Below are 16,872 nucleotides of genomic sequence, written 5' to 3'. Positions count from 1 at the left end.
CTATGCGTAAAAAAATCCAACTTTATTACTTTATAAATGTATAATTATCAAAATACACTCGCAATAAAAAGTTTAATTAATGACTCGCCAAGTTTGTGAACGCTGTTTGTTTACGCCCTCTACCTGTATATGCGGGGCCATTAAACGTTTAACAAATAAAGTTAGCGTGGTTATTCTACAACACCCCAGTGAAGAAAAAATAGCGAAAAACACGGCAAAATTGCTTAATTTAAGCCTAACTGACTGCAAAATAATCAAAGGGGAAAATAACACCGACTTTGCCATGCTCAACTCTTTACCTGTTAAGTCCACGGTACTGCTCTACCCTAATGAGCACGCCACCAACTTAGATGATACAAACCCAAAGCAAGCCTTAAGTAACATTACGCATTTAATCGTGATTGATGGCACCTGGAAAAAAGCCTATAAAATTTTGCAGCTGACCCCGCTACTCACTAAATTTAAAACAGTGAGCTTTAAGCAGTTACCGCAAAGCCGTTACGCTATTAGAAAAGCCCCCAGAGCCGACAGTCTTTCTACGCTTGAGGCCGTTGCACATAGTTTGTTGTTAATAGAGCAGCTAAACCCTGCCCCGCTTTACAATTTATTAGACGAATTAATACAAAAACAAACCCAACACATGCCCGAACACGTAAAAGCACGTTACTTAAATTAGCCACCATTAAATGTAAATGCGTAATTACCCAAACAGATTAAAACGCGGATTCATTCGTAAAGGGCCAGACTACCGCTTTGACGACCAAGTTGACTTTAGTGATATTAGAGACACCTTTGGCTTTAGATCTATGGTTGTAGGAAAATGGGTGACCAAAGAAGAGCATTTTATTAGTGCAAACTTAATTTACGATGCCCTCGCCGACCTTGCTCAAATATTACATTTACCGCCCAAAGCTATTGGCCTGCGCGGCAAACTAAATTTTGCCTTTGGGCATGGCGGTCAAAAAGGCGTCCAAGCGCATTATAACGCAGCTTCACAAACCCTTGCTTTAGCAAAAAACGCCGGCGGTGGCGCATTGGCTCACGAATGGTTTCATGCGTTTGATCATCATATAAGCGAGCATTTATTTAATGCAAAACCTCGCTTTGGTTTTGCTTCAAAGCTGTGGCTTGCTAACACGCCTAATTTAGCCCATCCGCTAAATAGTGCACTCGATAAGTTTTACCAAAGCGTGTTTTTAGATGAAAGCGGCGCAAACGCCAATAATTACGTACAACGCTGCATTACGTTCGATAAAGCGCAAAACATGCATTATATGAGTATGCCTGAGGAGCTTGCAGCACGCTGCTTTGAAGCCTGTATAGATGCTCACAGCACTATTCAAAATAGCTTTTTGGTTAGTGGCTTAAAAAGCAGTAACTTGATATACCCAAGTGCTCAACATGTTAATAAGGCAAATGAAGCGCTTAATAAGTATTTTGAACTACTGGGTTATGCACTTCATAAATCTCAATAAGCCACAAACTACCTTGTAAACTTTAATTACGTGAAAAATCTTATATTTAATCTATCCTATCCTAAAGCATTAATAATTTTAAATTAAGTAGCAATTAAATGGTAAATACTGATTTTACAAATAAAAAGCATGGCGCTATCTCTTTTGTTTATATTGTTCCCTTAACTGTAATTGCAATTTTATCTATCTGTATTCACTTTATGCTTGATGAAGTCATTGAAGCGCAAACCGATACTGGAAAACTCGTAAATGTAAGTGGTCAACAAAGAATGCTTTCGCAACGGGTGATCATGTTTACTTTAGAGTACTTAATGTATGGCTCGCAGGATTCTAAATTACTGGCCATTAATGCTTTAAACTCTTTAAAAAATAATCATAAATACTTATTAAGTGAGCATTATGGGGCGCAAGTATTAGGCGATGAAAGCCCGCTATCTAACGAGTTGTTAGCAATGTATTTTAAAGAGCCTGTTAATGTCGATAAAAAATTAAGTATGTTTTCAGATAGAGTTGAAGAAGTACTAAAGTTAAAAACACAAACACTTAATTTAGATACAGTGCAAGAAAGCTTTTTTTCTTTAGCAAAAGAGCCGCTTTTAAAAGCGTTTAATACGGTAGTTATGCAGTACGAAAAAGAGAGTGTTGACAGGGTTAAAAGGCTGCACACTATTCAAGGCATTGTAATTATAGTTATTTTATTATCTATATTAGTCGAGTTTTTACTCGTTTATAAAGCCAGAAATAAAAAACACATTTAATATCAGTGTAAGCAATAATGCACATTGGCATAAATTATTAAGCGTTTAAGCTAGCAAAAAAAGCCCTTTAAACGCTTAATAGTTTTATATTGTTATAGGTTATCGTCGCTAATGCGGCTTGCTACCGCACTACTTTGATCTTTATATTTTGCATCTTTACGAATGTTATAAGGGTTTTCGCAGGGTCCTGAAAGCATTTCAAAGCTCATTGCACCAATTTTCATCATTGGGCGCAGCGCTAGTGGTAACTTACCTGAGTTATAAAATTCTAAAACAATATTGCCGCTCCAACCTGGGTCGATTCTGTGCGCTGTTACATGCACCATCAAACCTAAGCGGGCAAGTGATGAACGACCATCTAACCAGCCTACTATGTCGGCAGGAAGTGTTACTTTTTCATGCGTAATGGCCAATGCCAGCTCACCTGGGTGTAAAAAGAAAGCTTCGCCGTCGGCAAGCTCAATCTCTTCACTCATTATTGATTCCATAGCCTTATTTAACTGATCTTTAGGGCCACTTAAATCTACGTACGCTGCGTTATGTGCGTTAAAGGTTCTAAATTTGTTCCCTAAACGCAAATCGGCTGTCACACCCGAAATCATTTCATTAGTCGGCGCAGGCTCAATCACTATGCGGCCATCGCTTAAATATTCTTTAATATGGGTATCTGAGAGTCTCATTTTTTCTTAGTCCTGCGTTATCACTATCTCAACACTGTGTTGGTGCTGCTGATAAAAAAGCGTGCTGGCAATCAGTCTTGCCGCTGCGCTGTATGTGTTGCTAATAGCCGCGCTGGTATCGCTGGCGATTAATTTACCTTGCTCTGAGTATTCACGAATATTTATGGCAAGTGGAATATGGCTTAACACCGGTACGCCGTGTTTATGGGCAAGTTTTTCTGCGCCATCTTTGCCAAATACATGGTTGGCTTCACCGCAGTGGCTACAAATGTAGTGACTCATATTTTCTATAAGCCCAAGCACAGGTACGTTAACTTTATTAAACATTGCAATGCCTTTTTGCGCATCGGCAAGGGCTAAATCTTGTGGCGTAGTCACAATAACAGTGCCGCTGGCAGGCACTTTTTGGCTCATTGTTAGCTGTATATCGCCCGTACCCGGTGGCATATCAACAATTAAATAATCAAGTTCGCCCCAATCAGTTTCGTTTAATAATTGGTTGAGCGCTCCCGATGCCATTGGCCCTCGCCATACCGTTGCGTCATCACTTGGCACTAAAAAGCCGATTGATTGCGCTTTAATGCCGTTGGCATCAAATGGCTGAAGCAGTTTGTTATCTTTGGTTTGCGGCTCTGCGCCTACAAGCCCCAATAACATAGGAATAGATGGCCCATAAATATCAGCATCTAAAATCCCTACTTTTGCGCCTTCGCTTTTAAGCGCCCCAGCTAAATTTACAGCGGTAGTGGATTTTCCTACCCCCCCTTTACCTGAGGCAATCAGCACAATGTGTTTAATGGCTTTAAACTTTGCAGGCTCTTTTATAGTCACCACAGAGTCTATGGTAACCGGTGTATTTATACTTTCACTTACGTGCTGCTCAACTAACGGCATTTCTGATTGAGCCGCAAATGGCAGCGTTATTTTAATGTGTATTGATTTATCGTCATTTTGCGAAATGGTATCAATAAAACTTTCATCAATACCTACGGCAAATGCCGCGCTTCGATACGCCGCTAAGGCAGTAATAATCGGTTGTTTTTGCACCGATTTAGAGGAGAATAGTTTCGACAGTCCAAACATAGCAATTAAATAGCGTTTCTTTGATGAAAAGTGCCACAGAATTATGTAACATTCAGGGCATTAACACCAGTCAATTAACAAAAATCCATAAGCTGCGCGTACCGTTAGTCCAAAGCTTATGGATAAATTAATGATAACCGCCTTTTTTGTAGTAAAAATGGTGGTTTATCCTCAATTCGGAATGATTATGACGCAGCGAAAGATCCTCATTACCAGCGCATTACCTTATGCAAATGGCCCTACTCACTTAGGCCATTTATTGGAATATATTCAAACTGATATTTGGTCACGTTTTCAAAAGCTACAAGGCCACGAAGCTTATTATGTTTGCGCCGACGATGCTCACGGCACGCCAATTATGCTTAATGCGCAAAAGCAAGGGATCACGCCTGAAGAAATGGTTAAAAATGTAAGCATTGAACGCCAGCGCGACTTTGCCGACTTTAACATCAAGTTTGATAAATACCACAGCACCCACAGCTCAGAAAATAAAGAGCTGAGTGAGCTTATTTATAACCGCCTTAATGATGCGGGCCATATTAAAAAGCACACTATTTCACAGTTATTCGACCCTGAAAAAGGCATATTTTTACCAGATCGCTTTGTAACAGGCACTTGCCCAACGTGTAAGTCTGAAAACCAAAATGGCGATAGCTGTGACTCGTGTGGCGCAACTTACAGCCCAACCGAATTAATAAACCCGCGCTCGGTAATGTCAGGTGCAGAGCCAATTTTAAAAGATTCAGAGCATTACTTTTTTGACCTGCCAGCATTTGAAGGCATGCTTAAAGAGTGGCTACACTCGGGCTCTATTCAGCAAGAAATGGCGAATAAGTTAGATGAGTGGTTTACCGATGGCCTGCAACAGTGGGATATTAGCCGCGATGCGCCTTACTTTGGTTTTGAAATTCCAAATGCACCGGGCAAATACTTTTACGTATGGCTAGATGCGCCAATTGGCTACATGGCAAGCTTTAAAAATCTATGTGACGAAAAAGGCCTCGACTTTGATGCATTTTGGGCTGAAGGTTCTGATGCTGAGCTTTATCACTTTATTGGTAAAGACATTATTTACTTCCACAGCTTATTTTGGCCAGCCATGCTAGAGGGCGCTAATTTTAGAAAGCCAACTAACGTGTTTGCACATGGCTTTGTAACCGTCAATGGCGAAAAAATGTCTAAATCAAAGGGTACGTTTATAAAAGCACGTACTTACCTTGATAACCTAGACCCAGAGTACTTACGTTATTACTACGCAGCTAAATTAAACAGCGGTATTATTGACCTTGATTTAAACCTAGAAGACTTTGCACAACGTGTAAATTCAGACCTAGTAGGTAAAGTAGTAAACATAGCAAGCCGCTGTGCAGGCTTTATTACTAAAAAGTTTGACGGTAAATTAAGTAGCACAATTATGCAGCCAGAACTACTTGAAGAATTTCAAGCTGCTGCACCGAGCATTACTGCCCACTATGAAAACCGTGAATACAGCCGCGCGATTCGTGAAATTATGGCCCTAGCCGACAAAGCAAACCAATTTATTGATGCCGCAGCGCCATGGGTACTCATTAAAGATGAAGCAAAACAGCAAGAAGCGCACGAAGTGTGCTCGCTTGGCCTTAACTTGTTCCGTGTTTTAATTACCTATTTAAAACCTGTATTACCAGGTATGGCTGCAAACGTAGAAGCCTTTTTAAATGACGACTTAGCATGGGATGGCGTTCAAAACGCTCTTGTTGCACACCCTATCAATAAATTTAAGCCGCTCATGCAACGTGTAGAAATGGATAAAGTGAACAAAATGGTTGAAGAATCAAAAGAAAGCCTAGAATCAAAAGTAACAATTGACCCTAATAGCCCACTGGCAAAAGAGCCAATTGCGGATGAAATTGAATTTGATGACTTTGCAAAAGTTGACTTACGCGTTGCTAAAATTGCTAAAGCAGAGCATGTAGAAGGCGCCGACAAGCTACTTAAACTTACGCTGGATTTAGGCGGCGAAACACGCCAAGTGTTTGCTGGTATTAAATCGGCTTACGCACCAGAAGACATTGAAGGCAAACTGACTGTAATGGTTGCAAACCTTAAACCTCGTAAAATGCGCTTTGGTATGTCAGAGGGTATGGTATTAGCTGCAGGCCCTGGCGGTAAAGAAATTTACATTCTTAACCCAGACGATGGCTCAGAGCCAGGCATGCGTGTAATGTAATTTATTACTTATAAAAAACCGCTGATATTTCAGCGGTTTTTTTTATGAGAAAAGAAACGTTAATACCAATTCGCTTAATTAAGTGTGCTATTTTGAGGGTGCAAAAGCGTGTTGATAACTAGACAAAAACTCGCTATTTAATTATTCAAAATGATAAAAGTGAGAGCTTTTTAACGCGTTTAGCCCCAAAATAATTAAGTATTATTGCCGATTGCTATTACACGTGTGAGTCTGGGTTAAATAAAGTGAAGTGACATTATGAGCCAAATTTTAAATGCCAACAGAATAAAAATAAGCAACCAAATTAAGCAACATAAGTTAGTTGCTATACTTCGCTTAAAGCAACAAAGCGATGTAGCCCCATTAATTAATTGCTTAGTTAATGCAGGCATTAACGCACTAGAAATCACCTCAAATACACCTGGCTTTGAGCAAGAAATAGCAAAAGCACGGGCTGCTTATAAAAGTACACTCATTGGCGCAGGCACAATAATTAACACCGCCCTTGCGCAACAAGCCATTGATGCCGGTGCGCAATTTATAGTTACACCAAATACTAATCAAGCCGTGGTAGAGCTTGCCCACCGCCATGGTTTACCTGTATTAATGGGCGCACTCACCCCTACCGATGTTGCTAATGCCATAGAGTATAACGCCGATATTATTAAGGTTTTTCCTGCAGGCAGTATGGGGATTAATTACTTTAAAGCGCTAACGGGGCCTTTTTCTGATGTGCCATTAATGCCCGTAGGCGGCATTAATTTAGACAACTTAACACATTGGTTTGCAGCGGGGGCATGCGCAGTGGCGGTAAGTAGCGATTTTAGTAGGCCGGTAAATAACAAACAGCAATACGACACATTAAGCCAATTGGTGTGTAAATACATATCAGCGGTCGCTCACTTAACAAACTAAATAATACAGCTAAAAGTGAGCTTTTATTAAGGGTAATACAGCTTTAATAGCGTTCTTTTAACTCCCCAATTTCTTTTTGATTTTAGTTTGCCACTCAAGTGCAAGCTCAGGTAGTTCAAGTGCTGCTAATAATACGTTTTCATAATCTGGGTATTGTTTATCAAAAAAGGCCTGAAACAACGTTTTAACCGAAATGTTATGCTCAGCTTTATGTTCAATAGTCACGACATCGCCCGTTTTAGCAACACCTTGCTCAAGCACTCTAAAATAAACACCCGTGTGGTAATACTGAGTAAACAATCTTAGGCTTTGTTTATTATTAAGTGCAATAGCCAATTTAAAGCACGGTACACGGGGCTGGCTTACTTCAAGCAGTGCAGTACCTATACGAATACGATCGCCTATATGAATATTTTGCTCATCAAGCTCTGAAATTGTGAAGTTTTCGCCAAAGGCACCAACAGCTAAATCATCATTTTTTAGGGTGCGCTTCCAATAATCGTAATGATTGTGCGAAAACGCATAAACCGCTTTATCCACCCCGCCATGATTGACTAAATCGGCTTGTTCATCACCTATTATATTTAGCTTTTCAATAACAACCGGCTCATTGGTTGGCGCTTTAAATATGCCCGTTTTAACCTTCTTGCCGTTATGCTCAACCGTTTTTATTTTAGAGATGTTGGTAGAGATTATATGCATTTACTTAATTGCATCCTGTTCGATACTTTGCCATTTATCCAGTGCTTCCTTGTCGCTTTGTTTAAACTCAACCCAGTTTGAGGAATCTTTAAAATGCTCTTTTTTCCAAAACGTGGCGTGGTTTTTTAAGTAATCCATAATAAACTGTGCGCCTTCAAACGCGGCTTGGCGGTGGCGGCTAGTTACGCCAACAAATACAATTTGCTCACCAAGGGCTAAATAACCGACTCGATGAATAATGCTTATGCGGGCAAGTTGCCAGCGTGTTTGCGCTTGTTCGGCTATAGATTGCAGTAGTTGCTCAGTCATCCCTGGGTAGTGTTCAAGCTCAAGTGCAATTACGTTATCGCCGCTGCTAAATTCTCGCACCAGCCCTGTAAACGTCACTACGGCACCATCACTTTTGTTATTACTGCAAAGTGCGCCATGTTGCTCGCCTACTGAAAAATCGTGCGTTTGTACGTTAATACTTATACTCATTAGCCACCTGTCACTGGTGGGAAAAAAGCAAGTTCATCCCCTGCTTTTACTAGCTCATCGCTTGATGACATAGTTTGATTAAGCGCACACAATACATCACGCTCTTCAAGCCATGCTTGCCAATGCGGGTTTTGCTCAACCAGCATGTGTTTAAACGCTTTAATGCTAAGGGTATGCGCTATATCAACGGTTAACTTATCGCACTTTAGGCGCTCTTTTAGTTGGCCAAAAAACAGTACGTTTACATGCCCTGCAGCTGCATCAGTATCATTTAAATTAGTCACGCTGCCAGCTACCATGCTTGCCTCCTGCTTTTTGCGTTACACGCATACCGTGTATTTCCATAAGCGGATCGGCGGCTTTACACATATCAAATAATGTAAGGGTCGCCACAGATACAGCGGTGAGCGCTTCCATTTCAACGCCCGTTTTACCCGCCAATTTACAGTAGCTGGTGACTTTAATTTGGCTATTTGCTTCATCAAGTTCAAAATCAACGGCTACTTTACTCAGTGCCAGCGGGTGACAAAGCGGAATTAAATCAGCGCACTTTTTAGCGCCCTGAATACCCGCAATTCGGGCAACGCCTAGCACGTCACCTTTTTTATTTTGATTAAGCAACACTTGCTCAAAAGCCTGTTTGCTCATTTTAATGTAGGCCTCGGCAGATGCATCGCGCAGAGTGACCTCTTTTAGCGATACATCAACCATGTTTGCTTGGCCGTTTTCATCTACGTGGCTCAGCATATTATTGCTCTCGCGATTCGCATTTTTTACCAATAGTAATATGCGGTGCAAAGTTACATGGCTTGTGCATTGAGTCTAACTGATCTTTTATAATACCTGTCCAGGCTGTTTTACATGCGCCCGTAGAGCCAGGCATACAAAAAATAACGGTGTTATTGGCAAGACCCGCCAACGCACGCGATTGAATAGTTGAGTTACCAATTTCACCGTAAGAAATATGCCTAAATAGCTCGCCAAATCCATCTACGCTTTTATCAAACAGCGGTGCAAATGCCTCTGGTGTTGAGTCGCGCTCGGTAAAGCCTGTACCTCCGGTTACTAAAATGGCGTGAATGGTGTCATCGGCAATCCACTGCGATGCAACTGCTCGCATTTGGTAAACATCATCTTTAACTATGTCTTTATCCGCTAAGTGATGGCCTGCTTCAGTAAGGGCTTTAATTAAATAATGGCCTGAAGTATCCGTAATTTCATCGCGTGTATCGCTTACTGTCATTACGGCAATGTTTAATGCGATTTGTGACTCAGTTGTGTGGCTCATAGGGTTCTTCTCAATAAATTAGGTTTGTGTTGGTCAAATTGCTCGTTAACAGCTTTAAATTGCGCCGGTGTGTTGGTATTAACAAGTGCATGCGCTTTATTACATTTTAACGTTTGCACCCCAATACTACGGGTAAACTGTTTAATTGATTTATGACTATTTACGTTTATGAGTAATTGTTTTAAATGACGTTTAACGCTTTGGGTGTTACGAATATACAGGGGTAACGGTTCATTTTCAAAGTGCCACGCATGTATTTGTGGCTGATTTGTTTGAAAGTGGGAATTATCGCTTGCTGCAGATACAATTTGCGATAATAACGTGCAAGTAAGCAATGGCATATCAACAGCGGTTACAAGTATATCCTGCTCTGTTGCCATTAAGGTTGAATAAATCCCGCCAAGCGGGCCAGAACCTGGGTATATATCAGCTATGTATTGAGCAGTTACACTTTGTACATTACGGCTTATAAGTACATCACTTGCTCCTGCTGCTGTTAATAACTCACATGCATTTTGCAGTAAGGTTTTATTTTTTAAAATGAGGTTTGCTTTATCGCTGCCCATTCTGGATGATTGCCCACCAGCGAGTACAACCCCTGTAAACACGGCTTTATTACTCATTTTAGCCGCCCAACATAGCTAAATGGGTTGTGGCGCCCGTTAAGCGCTTATCAAGCTCATGGCTAATGGTTTTATTGCCCATTGCCGCTTGAATCGCATTTACAGTGGCTGGCATATCTTGGGCATTTAAATGCGGGCGTAAATCTATTCCCTGCTCGGCAAACAAGCACAAATGTAATTTGCCTAATGACGATACTCTTAATCGGTTACAGCTTTTACAAAAATCTTTACTGTAGGGCATAATTAAGCCAATGCGCCCCTCAAAATCGGGGTGACAAAACTCCTCTGCAGGGCCGTTTAATTTACCTCTTACTACCTGTAACCAACCTTGTGCTAAAAGCTGCGTTTTAACACTTAGCCCGCTTAAATGATTTTGTTCAAAAAAGGTGACACCATTACCTGTTTCCATTAATTCAATAAAGCGTACCGTTACTTTTTTATGTTTTACCCAGTCTAAAAAATCATTTAATTGGTTTTTATTAAATTGCTTAGCCAGCACTGCATTTATTTTTATATCTTTTATGCCCAGCTCAATTGCCCGGTCTATCCCTTTTAAAATATGAGTTAGCTTGTCGTGTCCTGTAATTAATTTAAACATGCTCGGGTTTAAGCTATCTATACTAATGTTTAGGGCATCTAGGCCAGCGCTGTAAAACTCATCAATTTTATTAAATAAGTTAAAACCATTGGTTGTTATGGCGACTTTTTCTATGCCTGGGGTGTTTTTACATTGCTTTATAATCTCGGTTACGTCACTGCGTAAACACGGCTCACCGCCCGTAATGCGCACTTTTTTTGTGCCAAGTGAAGCAAATGCATTAACTAAGGTGTTTATTTCGTTTTTATTTAAAAAGTTACGCGGGGTATCGCACTGATACCCGTTTGGTAAACAATAGGTGCAACTAAAGTTACACACATCGGTAATTGAGAGGCGCAAATAGTTAAACTGCCGACCAAATTGATCATTAAGCATATGCTTCCTTGTTTATTTACATTTCAACTGCAACATCAATACTGTTAGCGTTTTGCGTAGTATGCTGCTTTATTAATTGGCTTAACTGGGTTTTACACGACCCACAGTTAGTGCCGCATTTTAGTTTAGACCCCAATTGTTCTACTGTATTTTCACCACTTTTAATGGCGTTTATAATGGGTTGCTCACGTACTTTAAAGCAACTACATACTTGCGCGCCTTGGGTAAATTCTTCATCGGGCGTGGCATACAGCAATGACTGTAATTGGCTAAAGGTTATTAAAGGCTCTGCAAATAAATGATTTATCCACTCAAGTGATATGTCTTTTTGAGCTGGCGAAATAACTGCAACAAACACTAACTGCTGGTTTTGAATACATTGAACATGCATCGCTTTTGCACTGCCCATTGCCGACCACTGCCCTTGTAACCCTGTCAGTGTTTGACAATAATAAAGCAAATCATTTTGCGGCTCATTGAACGCTAACTGGTAGTTAATACATTTGCTTGCGTTAACTTTAAGCCAAAAATCACTGGTTATTTTAAGCTCTGTTTTGCTAAAAATTTGCATGTATTGAGCAAATTGCGCTTTAACTAAATCAACAGCACCATGCTTACACTCAGCCTGGCCCGAAATAGGGTCAACAACCGATTGATAAAGCCCACTTACCGTAGCGGATGAGGCAAATTGCTTGTTCCAGTGAATAGGCATAAAACATTCGCCTTTTCGCACGGCCTCTGTCACTTTTGCATGAGCCGTCACTTGCCCTGTTTTAGCATTGGCAGTTATTAAATCGTTTGCTTTTATGTTTAATTTGCTGGCATCTATGGGGTTTATTTCAATATATGGGCGCGTTATATGAGTAGAAAGGGCTGTACTTTTTCCGGTGCGACTCATTGTATGCCATTGGTCGCGTATTCGCCCTGAGTTCATTACAAACGGGTAATCGCTTGAGGTTTGTTGCACAGGAAGTTTGGGCGTTATAGGTATAAAGCGGGCCTTTTTATCTGCGGTGCTAAATTGATTATTAACAAAAACCTGCCCGTTTTTATATGGCTCATTTTTTAGTACCGGCCACATAACCGGTTTTAAGTTATCGTATTGCTGTTGGGAAAGCCCCACTAAGGCTGATAAATTTAATAGCCTATCTCCGTTATTTTCAAAATCAGTCAGTTGCGCCCATTCTTCAAAAATGCCACTGGGGTCTGTAAAGTCAAATCCTTCAAAACCCATTTTTTGGGCAACTAAACACATTATTTGCCAATCGTTTTTAGCCCCCGAAAATGGCTCAACTAGCGGGCGCTGCCTCGATATTCTGCGCTCTGAATTAGTCACTGTGCCGTTTTTTTCGCCCCATCCGGTTGATGGGAACGCCACATCAGCAAATTTTAGCGTATCACTTTTAGCAATACAGTCAGACACAACCACCAGCTCACATTGCTCAAGTGCATGTTGTATTGCTGCGTTATTAGGTAGGCTCACCATCGGGTTGGTTGCCATTACCCAAATAGCTTTTATTTTCCCTTTGGCGATTTCATCAAACATATCAATCGCATTACACCCTGCTTTTTTAGCTATTGTTGGCGATTGCCAAAAACGCTGCACTAACTGTTGGTGCGCGTCGTTTTCAATGTCTAAATGTGCTGCTAATTGATTCGCCAAGCCCCCTACTTCACGCCCACCCATAGCATTAGGCTGCCCAGTTATAGAAAACGGGCCACAACCAGGTTTTAGCAATTTACCCGATGCTAAATGCGCATTTATAATGGCATTACACTTATCAACCCCTGAGCTTGATTGGTTAATACCCATTGAATAAAAACTAATAGCAGTTGGACTTTTTGCAAATAAGGCGTAAAAGTCACTGACTAGCTGCGCGTCGATATCACAAAAATCACTGACCGCTTTAACACTCCACTTTTTAGCCTCTGCAAGCGCTGTTTCAAAGCCATATGTATGCGCGTTAATAAATTGCGTATCTAAATAGTTATGTTCACTTAAATAAGTAAGTAAGCCGTTATAAAGTGCGCCGTCGCTGCCTGGTTTTATATTTAAAAAGGTATCGGCAAGTTCGGCTGTATCGGTTTTTCGCGGGTCGATAACCACTACTTTCATGTTTGGATTAAGCTTTTTTGCGCGCTCCATACGCTGGTAAAGCACCGGGTGAGTCCACGCTGCATTTGAGCCAATTAAAATAAGTAGCTCCGTTTGCTCTAAATCGTCGTAGGTACATGGTACTACGTCCTCACCAAACGCACGTTTATAACCGGCAACCGCCGATGACATACACAGCCTTGAGTTTGTATCTATATTGCCTGAGCCTATGTAGCCTTTCATTAATTTATTGGCAACGTAGTAATCTTCAGTCAGTAACTGCCCCGATACATAAAACGCAACCGACTCCGGCCCATGCTCTTTAATAATGGCGTTAAATTTGTTGGCAACGTAATCAGTTGCCGTATCCCAGCTGGCGGGTTCGTTATCAATAAGAGGCGATGTTAAGCGATTATCAGTGCCAATGGTGTCAAGCAGATGGGTGCCTTTAACACACAAACGGCCAAAATTAGCGGGGTGCTCGCGCGTGCCTTCAAGTTTTGTTGGGGTATTATTTAATAATGAAATATCAACCCCACAGCCTACACCACAATAAGCGCAAGTGGTTTGTTTAAGCAAAGGTGTGTTTGAACATGTGTTTAATGTTTCCATACTGCTCTCTTATTATTTGCGTTAAGCGCTCTGGGATACAGGCTCATCTACTGGGGTTAGCGTGGCTATTTTATTATTAAGTGCACTGCTAATAACGCTTTGCACTAGTTTTTCACAGCCTCCACAACCCGTACTTGCTTTAGTAGCTTGCTGCACTTTATTTAAATCGCTACAACCTTGTATAACCGCTTGTTCAATAGTGTGTTTTGTCACTTTGTGGCACGCACAAATAATGGCATCACGTGGCAAATCATCAGCGCTTAGCTCGCCCGCGTCACCTGCAAGCGGCATTATTAATGACTCTGCCGGCACACTAAGCTCAATGCCATTTAAGTGATACTGCAATAAATTATCGTAATCACTGGTATCGCCAACCAGTACAGCACCTATGATCTTATTGCCTTGCTCATTAGTGACTACTTTTTTGTAAATACCGTTTGGCTGATCTTCAAAGTAATAGCTAATTGCGCCTTCACTGCCTGCATGGGCATCACCAATTGAGCCTACTTCAACACCCATTAATTTAAGCTTGGTGCTCATATCGGCACCGCTAAATTCATCAGCACTATTTGAGGAATTGTTTGAGGTAGTGTGTAAAGCTTTGTTTGAAGATAGCTGTTGTAAAACATGCCCCGCCGCTACTTTTGCCATCGCGTAGCCCGGTGCTACAAGGCCAAAAATAAAGTTATTCCAAAGGGCGCATTCGCCTATGGCGTATATGTTTTTATCACTCGTTTGGCAATGGTTGTTTATTACGATGCCGCCGCGCTCACCTATTTCTAAATTAAACTCACGAGCTAGGTTATCGTATGGGCGAATACCAGCCGAAAATACAATCATGTCGGTTTCTAGGGTTTGCCCCCCTTTAAAGCACATTTTATAACGGCTGTTTTCACCCTCTATAATTTGCTCTGTCGCCACTGATGTATGCACTGTAACGCCCAGTTCGGTAATTTTATTTTTAAGCAATCGACCACCAACACCATCTATTTGTACGCCCATAAGTTGTGGTGCAAATTCTATTACATGGGTTTGCAAGCCAAGCTGCTTTAACGCGTTGGCTGCTTCAAGCCCTAATAAACCGCCGCCAATTACTACGCCAACTTTGCTGGCATGTGCAGATTTTTTTATGGCGTGTAAATCGTTAATGGTCCTGTAAACTAGGCAGTGCTCACGGTCTTTACCTGGAATGGGGGGTACAAATGCAAATGAACCAGTAGCCAATATTAACTTGTCGTATTCAAATGTTTTGCCTTTTGCAGTAGTGACTGTTTTTGCATCCCGGTTTATATCAACCACTTTAGAATGAGTATGAAAGCACACTTGCCAATCTTGATAGGTTTTACTGCAGGTAAGTGCTAAATCGTCTTCGGTTTTACCTTTAAAAAAAGACGAAAGCTGTACGCGGTCATAAGCGAGTCGGTCTTCACCGCTGAGTACGGTAATCTCCATATTTTGAGTATCACCTTGTTGTGATACTAGCTGTTGTACAAAATGATGGCCAACCATTCCATTTCCGACAACTACAACACGCTGCTTGCTTGGCATTAAAATCACCTGTTTGATTTAAAATACACTTAACTTTAAATGGGTACTTTAAATGTATAATTTATTATGTGTTGGTTATAGCAATATGCAAGCCAGATATATAAACATTATATTTCAATAGCTTAACTAAGTTAATACGGTGAAAAAGAAGTGAAAGCACCACAAGCTGGCGCTATTGCACCAACTTGTAACGCTTTAAATTAAATAACGAGGGTTTAGGTTAAATACTTAAAATTTAGCGCTTACCCATACCCACAGTTTTTGGGTATCGACTTTGCCTGCAGCGCTATCGCCTGCTGAATAATCGGCATATTTAGCGCCTACGGCATAGGTTTTATTAATAGGCTTTACGTATTGTACGTTTAGCTCTGTGCCTAAATCATCAACGCCATTGGCGCTATCGTTGGCATCAAAGCTGTGATACGCAAACAGCCATTTACCGCCGTATGCTTTACCATTTAAACTTACATAAGTGTCATCAAGCCCTTGTGCTGGGGTTGCTAAAAACGTATCGGCCCAGCCATTAAATTTATGCATTGTGGCAAGCGGCGTGGCAAAACCATAATCGCCGTTATCAGAGCCCAGTGACTCAATACCAGCTTTTAATGTAACGGTTTCAATGCCTAAACCGCCTAAATCTATCCCCCCTTCAAATGCATAATAATCAGCGTCAAAATCACTCATGCTCGTTGATGCAGATTGCGTGGCGTACTGTGCTTTATAGTAAAATTTAATATCGCTGAGCGTTTTATTACCATTAAAAGACACGCCATAAGTATCTAAGCTGTCATTATCTATTGCGTCGTCACTTAATAAATAGCTGTATAAAACCACCTTACCTAGGCTTGTTTTAAAGCTTGCATTGATAAGGTGATCGGATGCATCAATATCTTTGCTATCGGCAAATATTCGGTTGCGCTTACTTATGTAGCTATAGTGCAAGTTAATATCATTAAAGGTGTAATTTACTGTTGCAGCATCAAAGGTTTGCCTGTCTTGCCTAAAGCCAACGTGGCCTACAAAGCGCTGTCCATCAAGCGCTATTACTTGCCTACCTACTTTAATTGATAACGCATCTTTTGCGTATTTAACAAAAGCCTGATCTACCTCTGTGGTTTCAGGGTCGGCTATTACTGAGTAATTAGTATTTTTACCCAGCGTATTATTGTAATCGTCTACACCTAATAGGCTTCGGCTATCTTCGACCTCTAATAAAGCAGAAAAGCCATTCACTTCATCGGTTTTATGAGTAAGGCGTGTACGCAGCGTTAAGCTACTGGCATCTTTTAGTACGTTATCTTGCTCTGCACTTTCATAACGCAGCCTAAAATTAAGGTCGGTTTGCGCTGCAACACTAATAGAAGGCGCAGCAATGCACCCTATCATTAAAATAATAGGTAAGTTATTTTTATAATTTAACATGTTGGTCTC

The 16,872-nt window shown here is 40.9% G+C and carries 17 protein-coding genes; 5 read left to right on the top strand and 12 right to left on the bottom strand.

Going from position 1 to position 16,872, the window contains the following annotated elements; all coding sequences use genetic code 11:
• Positions 1-79 precede the first annotated feature (79 nt).
• From CWB60_RS11250 to CWB60_RS11240, 3 genes are all read left to right on the top strand, one after another.
• Positions 80-676, top strand: coding sequence for a tRNA-uridine aminocarboxypropyltransferase (locus tag CWB60_RS11250; RefSeq protein WP_138578228.1), 597 nt, complete (start codon positions 80-82; stop codon positions 674-676).
• 16 nt (positions 677-692) lie between these two features.
• The gene (locus CWB60_RS11245) at positions 693-1,475 is read left to right on the top strand and encodes a CLCA_X family protein (RefSeq protein WP_138578230.1); all 783 of its coding nucleotides are present in this window, start codon (positions 693-695) and stop codon (positions 1,473-1,475) included.
• Between the two features lie 98 nt (positions 1,476-1,573).
• Positions 1,574-2,233 (top strand): type IV pili methyl-accepting chemotaxis transducer N-terminal domain-containing protein, encoded by a 660-nt coding sequence (locus CWB60_RS11240; protein ID WP_138578232.1) that lies wholly within the window; start codon positions 1,574-1,576, stop codon positions 2,231-2,233.
• 92 nt (positions 2,234-2,325) lie between these two features.
• Here CWB60_RS11240 and dcd read toward each other — a convergent pair whose 3' ends face one another.
• Positions 2,326-2,913: a dCTP deaminase gene (dcd, locus tag CWB60_RS11235; protein WP_004587761.1), complete on the bottom strand. Its 588-nt coding sequence runs from the start codon at positions 2,911-2,913 to the stop codon at positions 2,326-2,328.
• A gap of 6 nt (positions 2,914-2,919) precedes the next feature.
• Positions 2,920-3,996 (bottom strand): iron-sulfur cluster carrier protein ApbC, encoded by a 1,077-nt coding sequence (gene apbC / locus CWB60_RS11230; protein WP_138578234.1) that lies wholly within the window; start codon positions 3,994-3,996, stop codon positions 2,920-2,922.
• A 187-nt stretch (positions 3,997-4,183) separates the two neighbouring features.
• Here apbC and metG point away from each other — a divergent pair, with 187 nt between their 5' ends.
• Together metG and CWB60_RS11220 are read left to right on the top strand one after the other, a co-directional pair.
• Complete coding sequence (gene metG / locus CWB60_RS11225; RefSeq protein ID WP_064385641.1) at positions 4,184-6,205, top strand: methionine--tRNA ligase; 2,022 nt, start codon at positions 4,184-4,186, stop codon at positions 6,203-6,205.
• Positions 6,206-6,463: 258 nt separating this feature from the next.
• On the top strand, positions 6,464-7,120 hold the full coding sequence (locus tag CWB60_RS11220; RefSeq protein WP_138578236.1) for a bifunctional 4-hydroxy-2-oxoglutarate aldolase/2-dehydro-3-deoxy-phosphogluconate aldolase: 657 nt from the start codon (positions 6,464-6,466) through the stop codon (positions 7,118-7,120).
• A 57-nt stretch (positions 7,121-7,177) separates the two neighbouring features.
• Here CWB60_RS11220 and CWB60_RS11215 read toward each other — a convergent pair whose 3' ends face one another.
• The 10 genes from CWB60_RS11215 to CWB60_RS11170 all read right to left on the bottom strand — a co-directional run bounded on the left by CWB60_RS11215 (position 7,178) and on the right by CWB60_RS11170 (position 16,863).
• A complete protein-coding gene (locus CWB60_RS11215; protein ID WP_138578238.1) occupies positions 7,178-7,822 on the bottom strand; it encodes an MOSC domain-containing protein in 645 nt (214 codons plus the stop codon).
• Positions 7,823-8,302, bottom strand: coding sequence for a molybdopterin synthase catalytic subunit MoaE (gene moaE / locus CWB60_RS11210; protein ID WP_138578240.1), 480 nt, complete (start codon positions 8,300-8,302; stop codon positions 7,823-7,825).
• A complete protein-coding gene (locus CWB60_RS11205) occupies positions 8,302-8,601 on the bottom strand; it encodes a MoaD/ThiS family protein (protein WP_138578242.1) in 300 nt (99 codons plus the stop codon). Before CWB60_RS11205 ends, moaE begins: the two co-directional genes overlap by 1 nt.
• Positions 8,579-9,049 carry a cyclic pyranopterin monophosphate synthase MoaC gene (gene moaC / locus CWB60_RS11200; protein WP_004587754.1) on the bottom strand — a complete coding sequence of 157 codons (471 nt, stop codon included), beginning with the start codon at positions 9,047-9,049 and terminating at the stop codon, positions 8,579-8,581. Before moaC ends, CWB60_RS11205 begins: the two co-directional genes overlap by 23 nt.
• Position 9,050: 1 nt before the next feature.
• Positions 9,051-9,590: a molybdenum cofactor biosynthesis protein B gene (moaB, locus tag CWB60_RS11195; RefSeq protein WP_004587753.1), complete on the bottom strand. Its 540-nt coding sequence runs from the start codon at positions 9,588-9,590 to the stop codon at positions 9,051-9,053.
• The gene (locus tag CWB60_RS11190; protein WP_138578244.1) at positions 9,587-10,213 is read right to left on the bottom strand and encodes a molybdenum cofactor guanylyltransferase; all 627 of its coding nucleotides are present in this window, start codon (positions 10,211-10,213) and stop codon (positions 9,587-9,589) included. The genes moaB and CWB60_RS11190 overlap by 4 nt, the downstream gene beginning before the upstream one ends.
• Before the next feature lies 1 nt (position 10,214).
• The gene (gene moaA, locus CWB60_RS11185) at positions 10,215-11,186 is read right to left on the bottom strand and encodes a GTP 3',8-cyclase MoaA (protein WP_138578246.1); all 972 of its coding nucleotides are present in this window, start codon (positions 11,184-11,186) and stop codon (positions 10,215-10,217) included.
• A gap of 16 nt (positions 11,187-11,202) precedes the next feature.
• The gene (locus CWB60_RS11180) at positions 11,203-13,893 is read right to left on the bottom strand and encodes a nitrate reductase (protein WP_138578248.1); all 2,691 of its coding nucleotides are present in this window, start codon (positions 13,891-13,893) and stop codon (positions 11,203-11,205) included.
• A 21-nt stretch (positions 13,894-13,914) separates the two neighbouring features.
• The gene (locus CWB60_RS11175) at positions 13,915-15,441 is read right to left on the bottom strand and encodes an FAD-dependent oxidoreductase (RefSeq protein ID WP_138578250.1); all 1,527 of its coding nucleotides are present in this window, start codon (positions 15,439-15,441) and stop codon (positions 13,915-13,917) included.
• Positions 15,442-15,669: 228 nt separating this feature from the next.
• Positions 15,670-16,863: an alginate export family protein gene (locus tag CWB60_RS11170; protein ID WP_138578252.1), complete on the bottom strand. Its 1,194-nt coding sequence runs from the start codon at positions 16,861-16,863 to the stop codon at positions 15,670-15,672.
• Positions 16,864-16,872: the final 9 nt, after the last annotated feature.

The sequence above is a fragment of the Pseudoalteromonas sp. S327 genome (assembly GCF_005886415.1).
In the GTDB taxonomy this organism is placed as follows: domain Bacteria; phylum Pseudomonadota; class Gammaproteobacteria; order Enterobacterales; family Alteromonadaceae; genus Pseudoalteromonas; species Pseudoalteromonas atlantica.
Note: the sequence above shows the minus strand (reverse complement) of the source record. Positions and strands in the feature narration are given on the sequence as shown.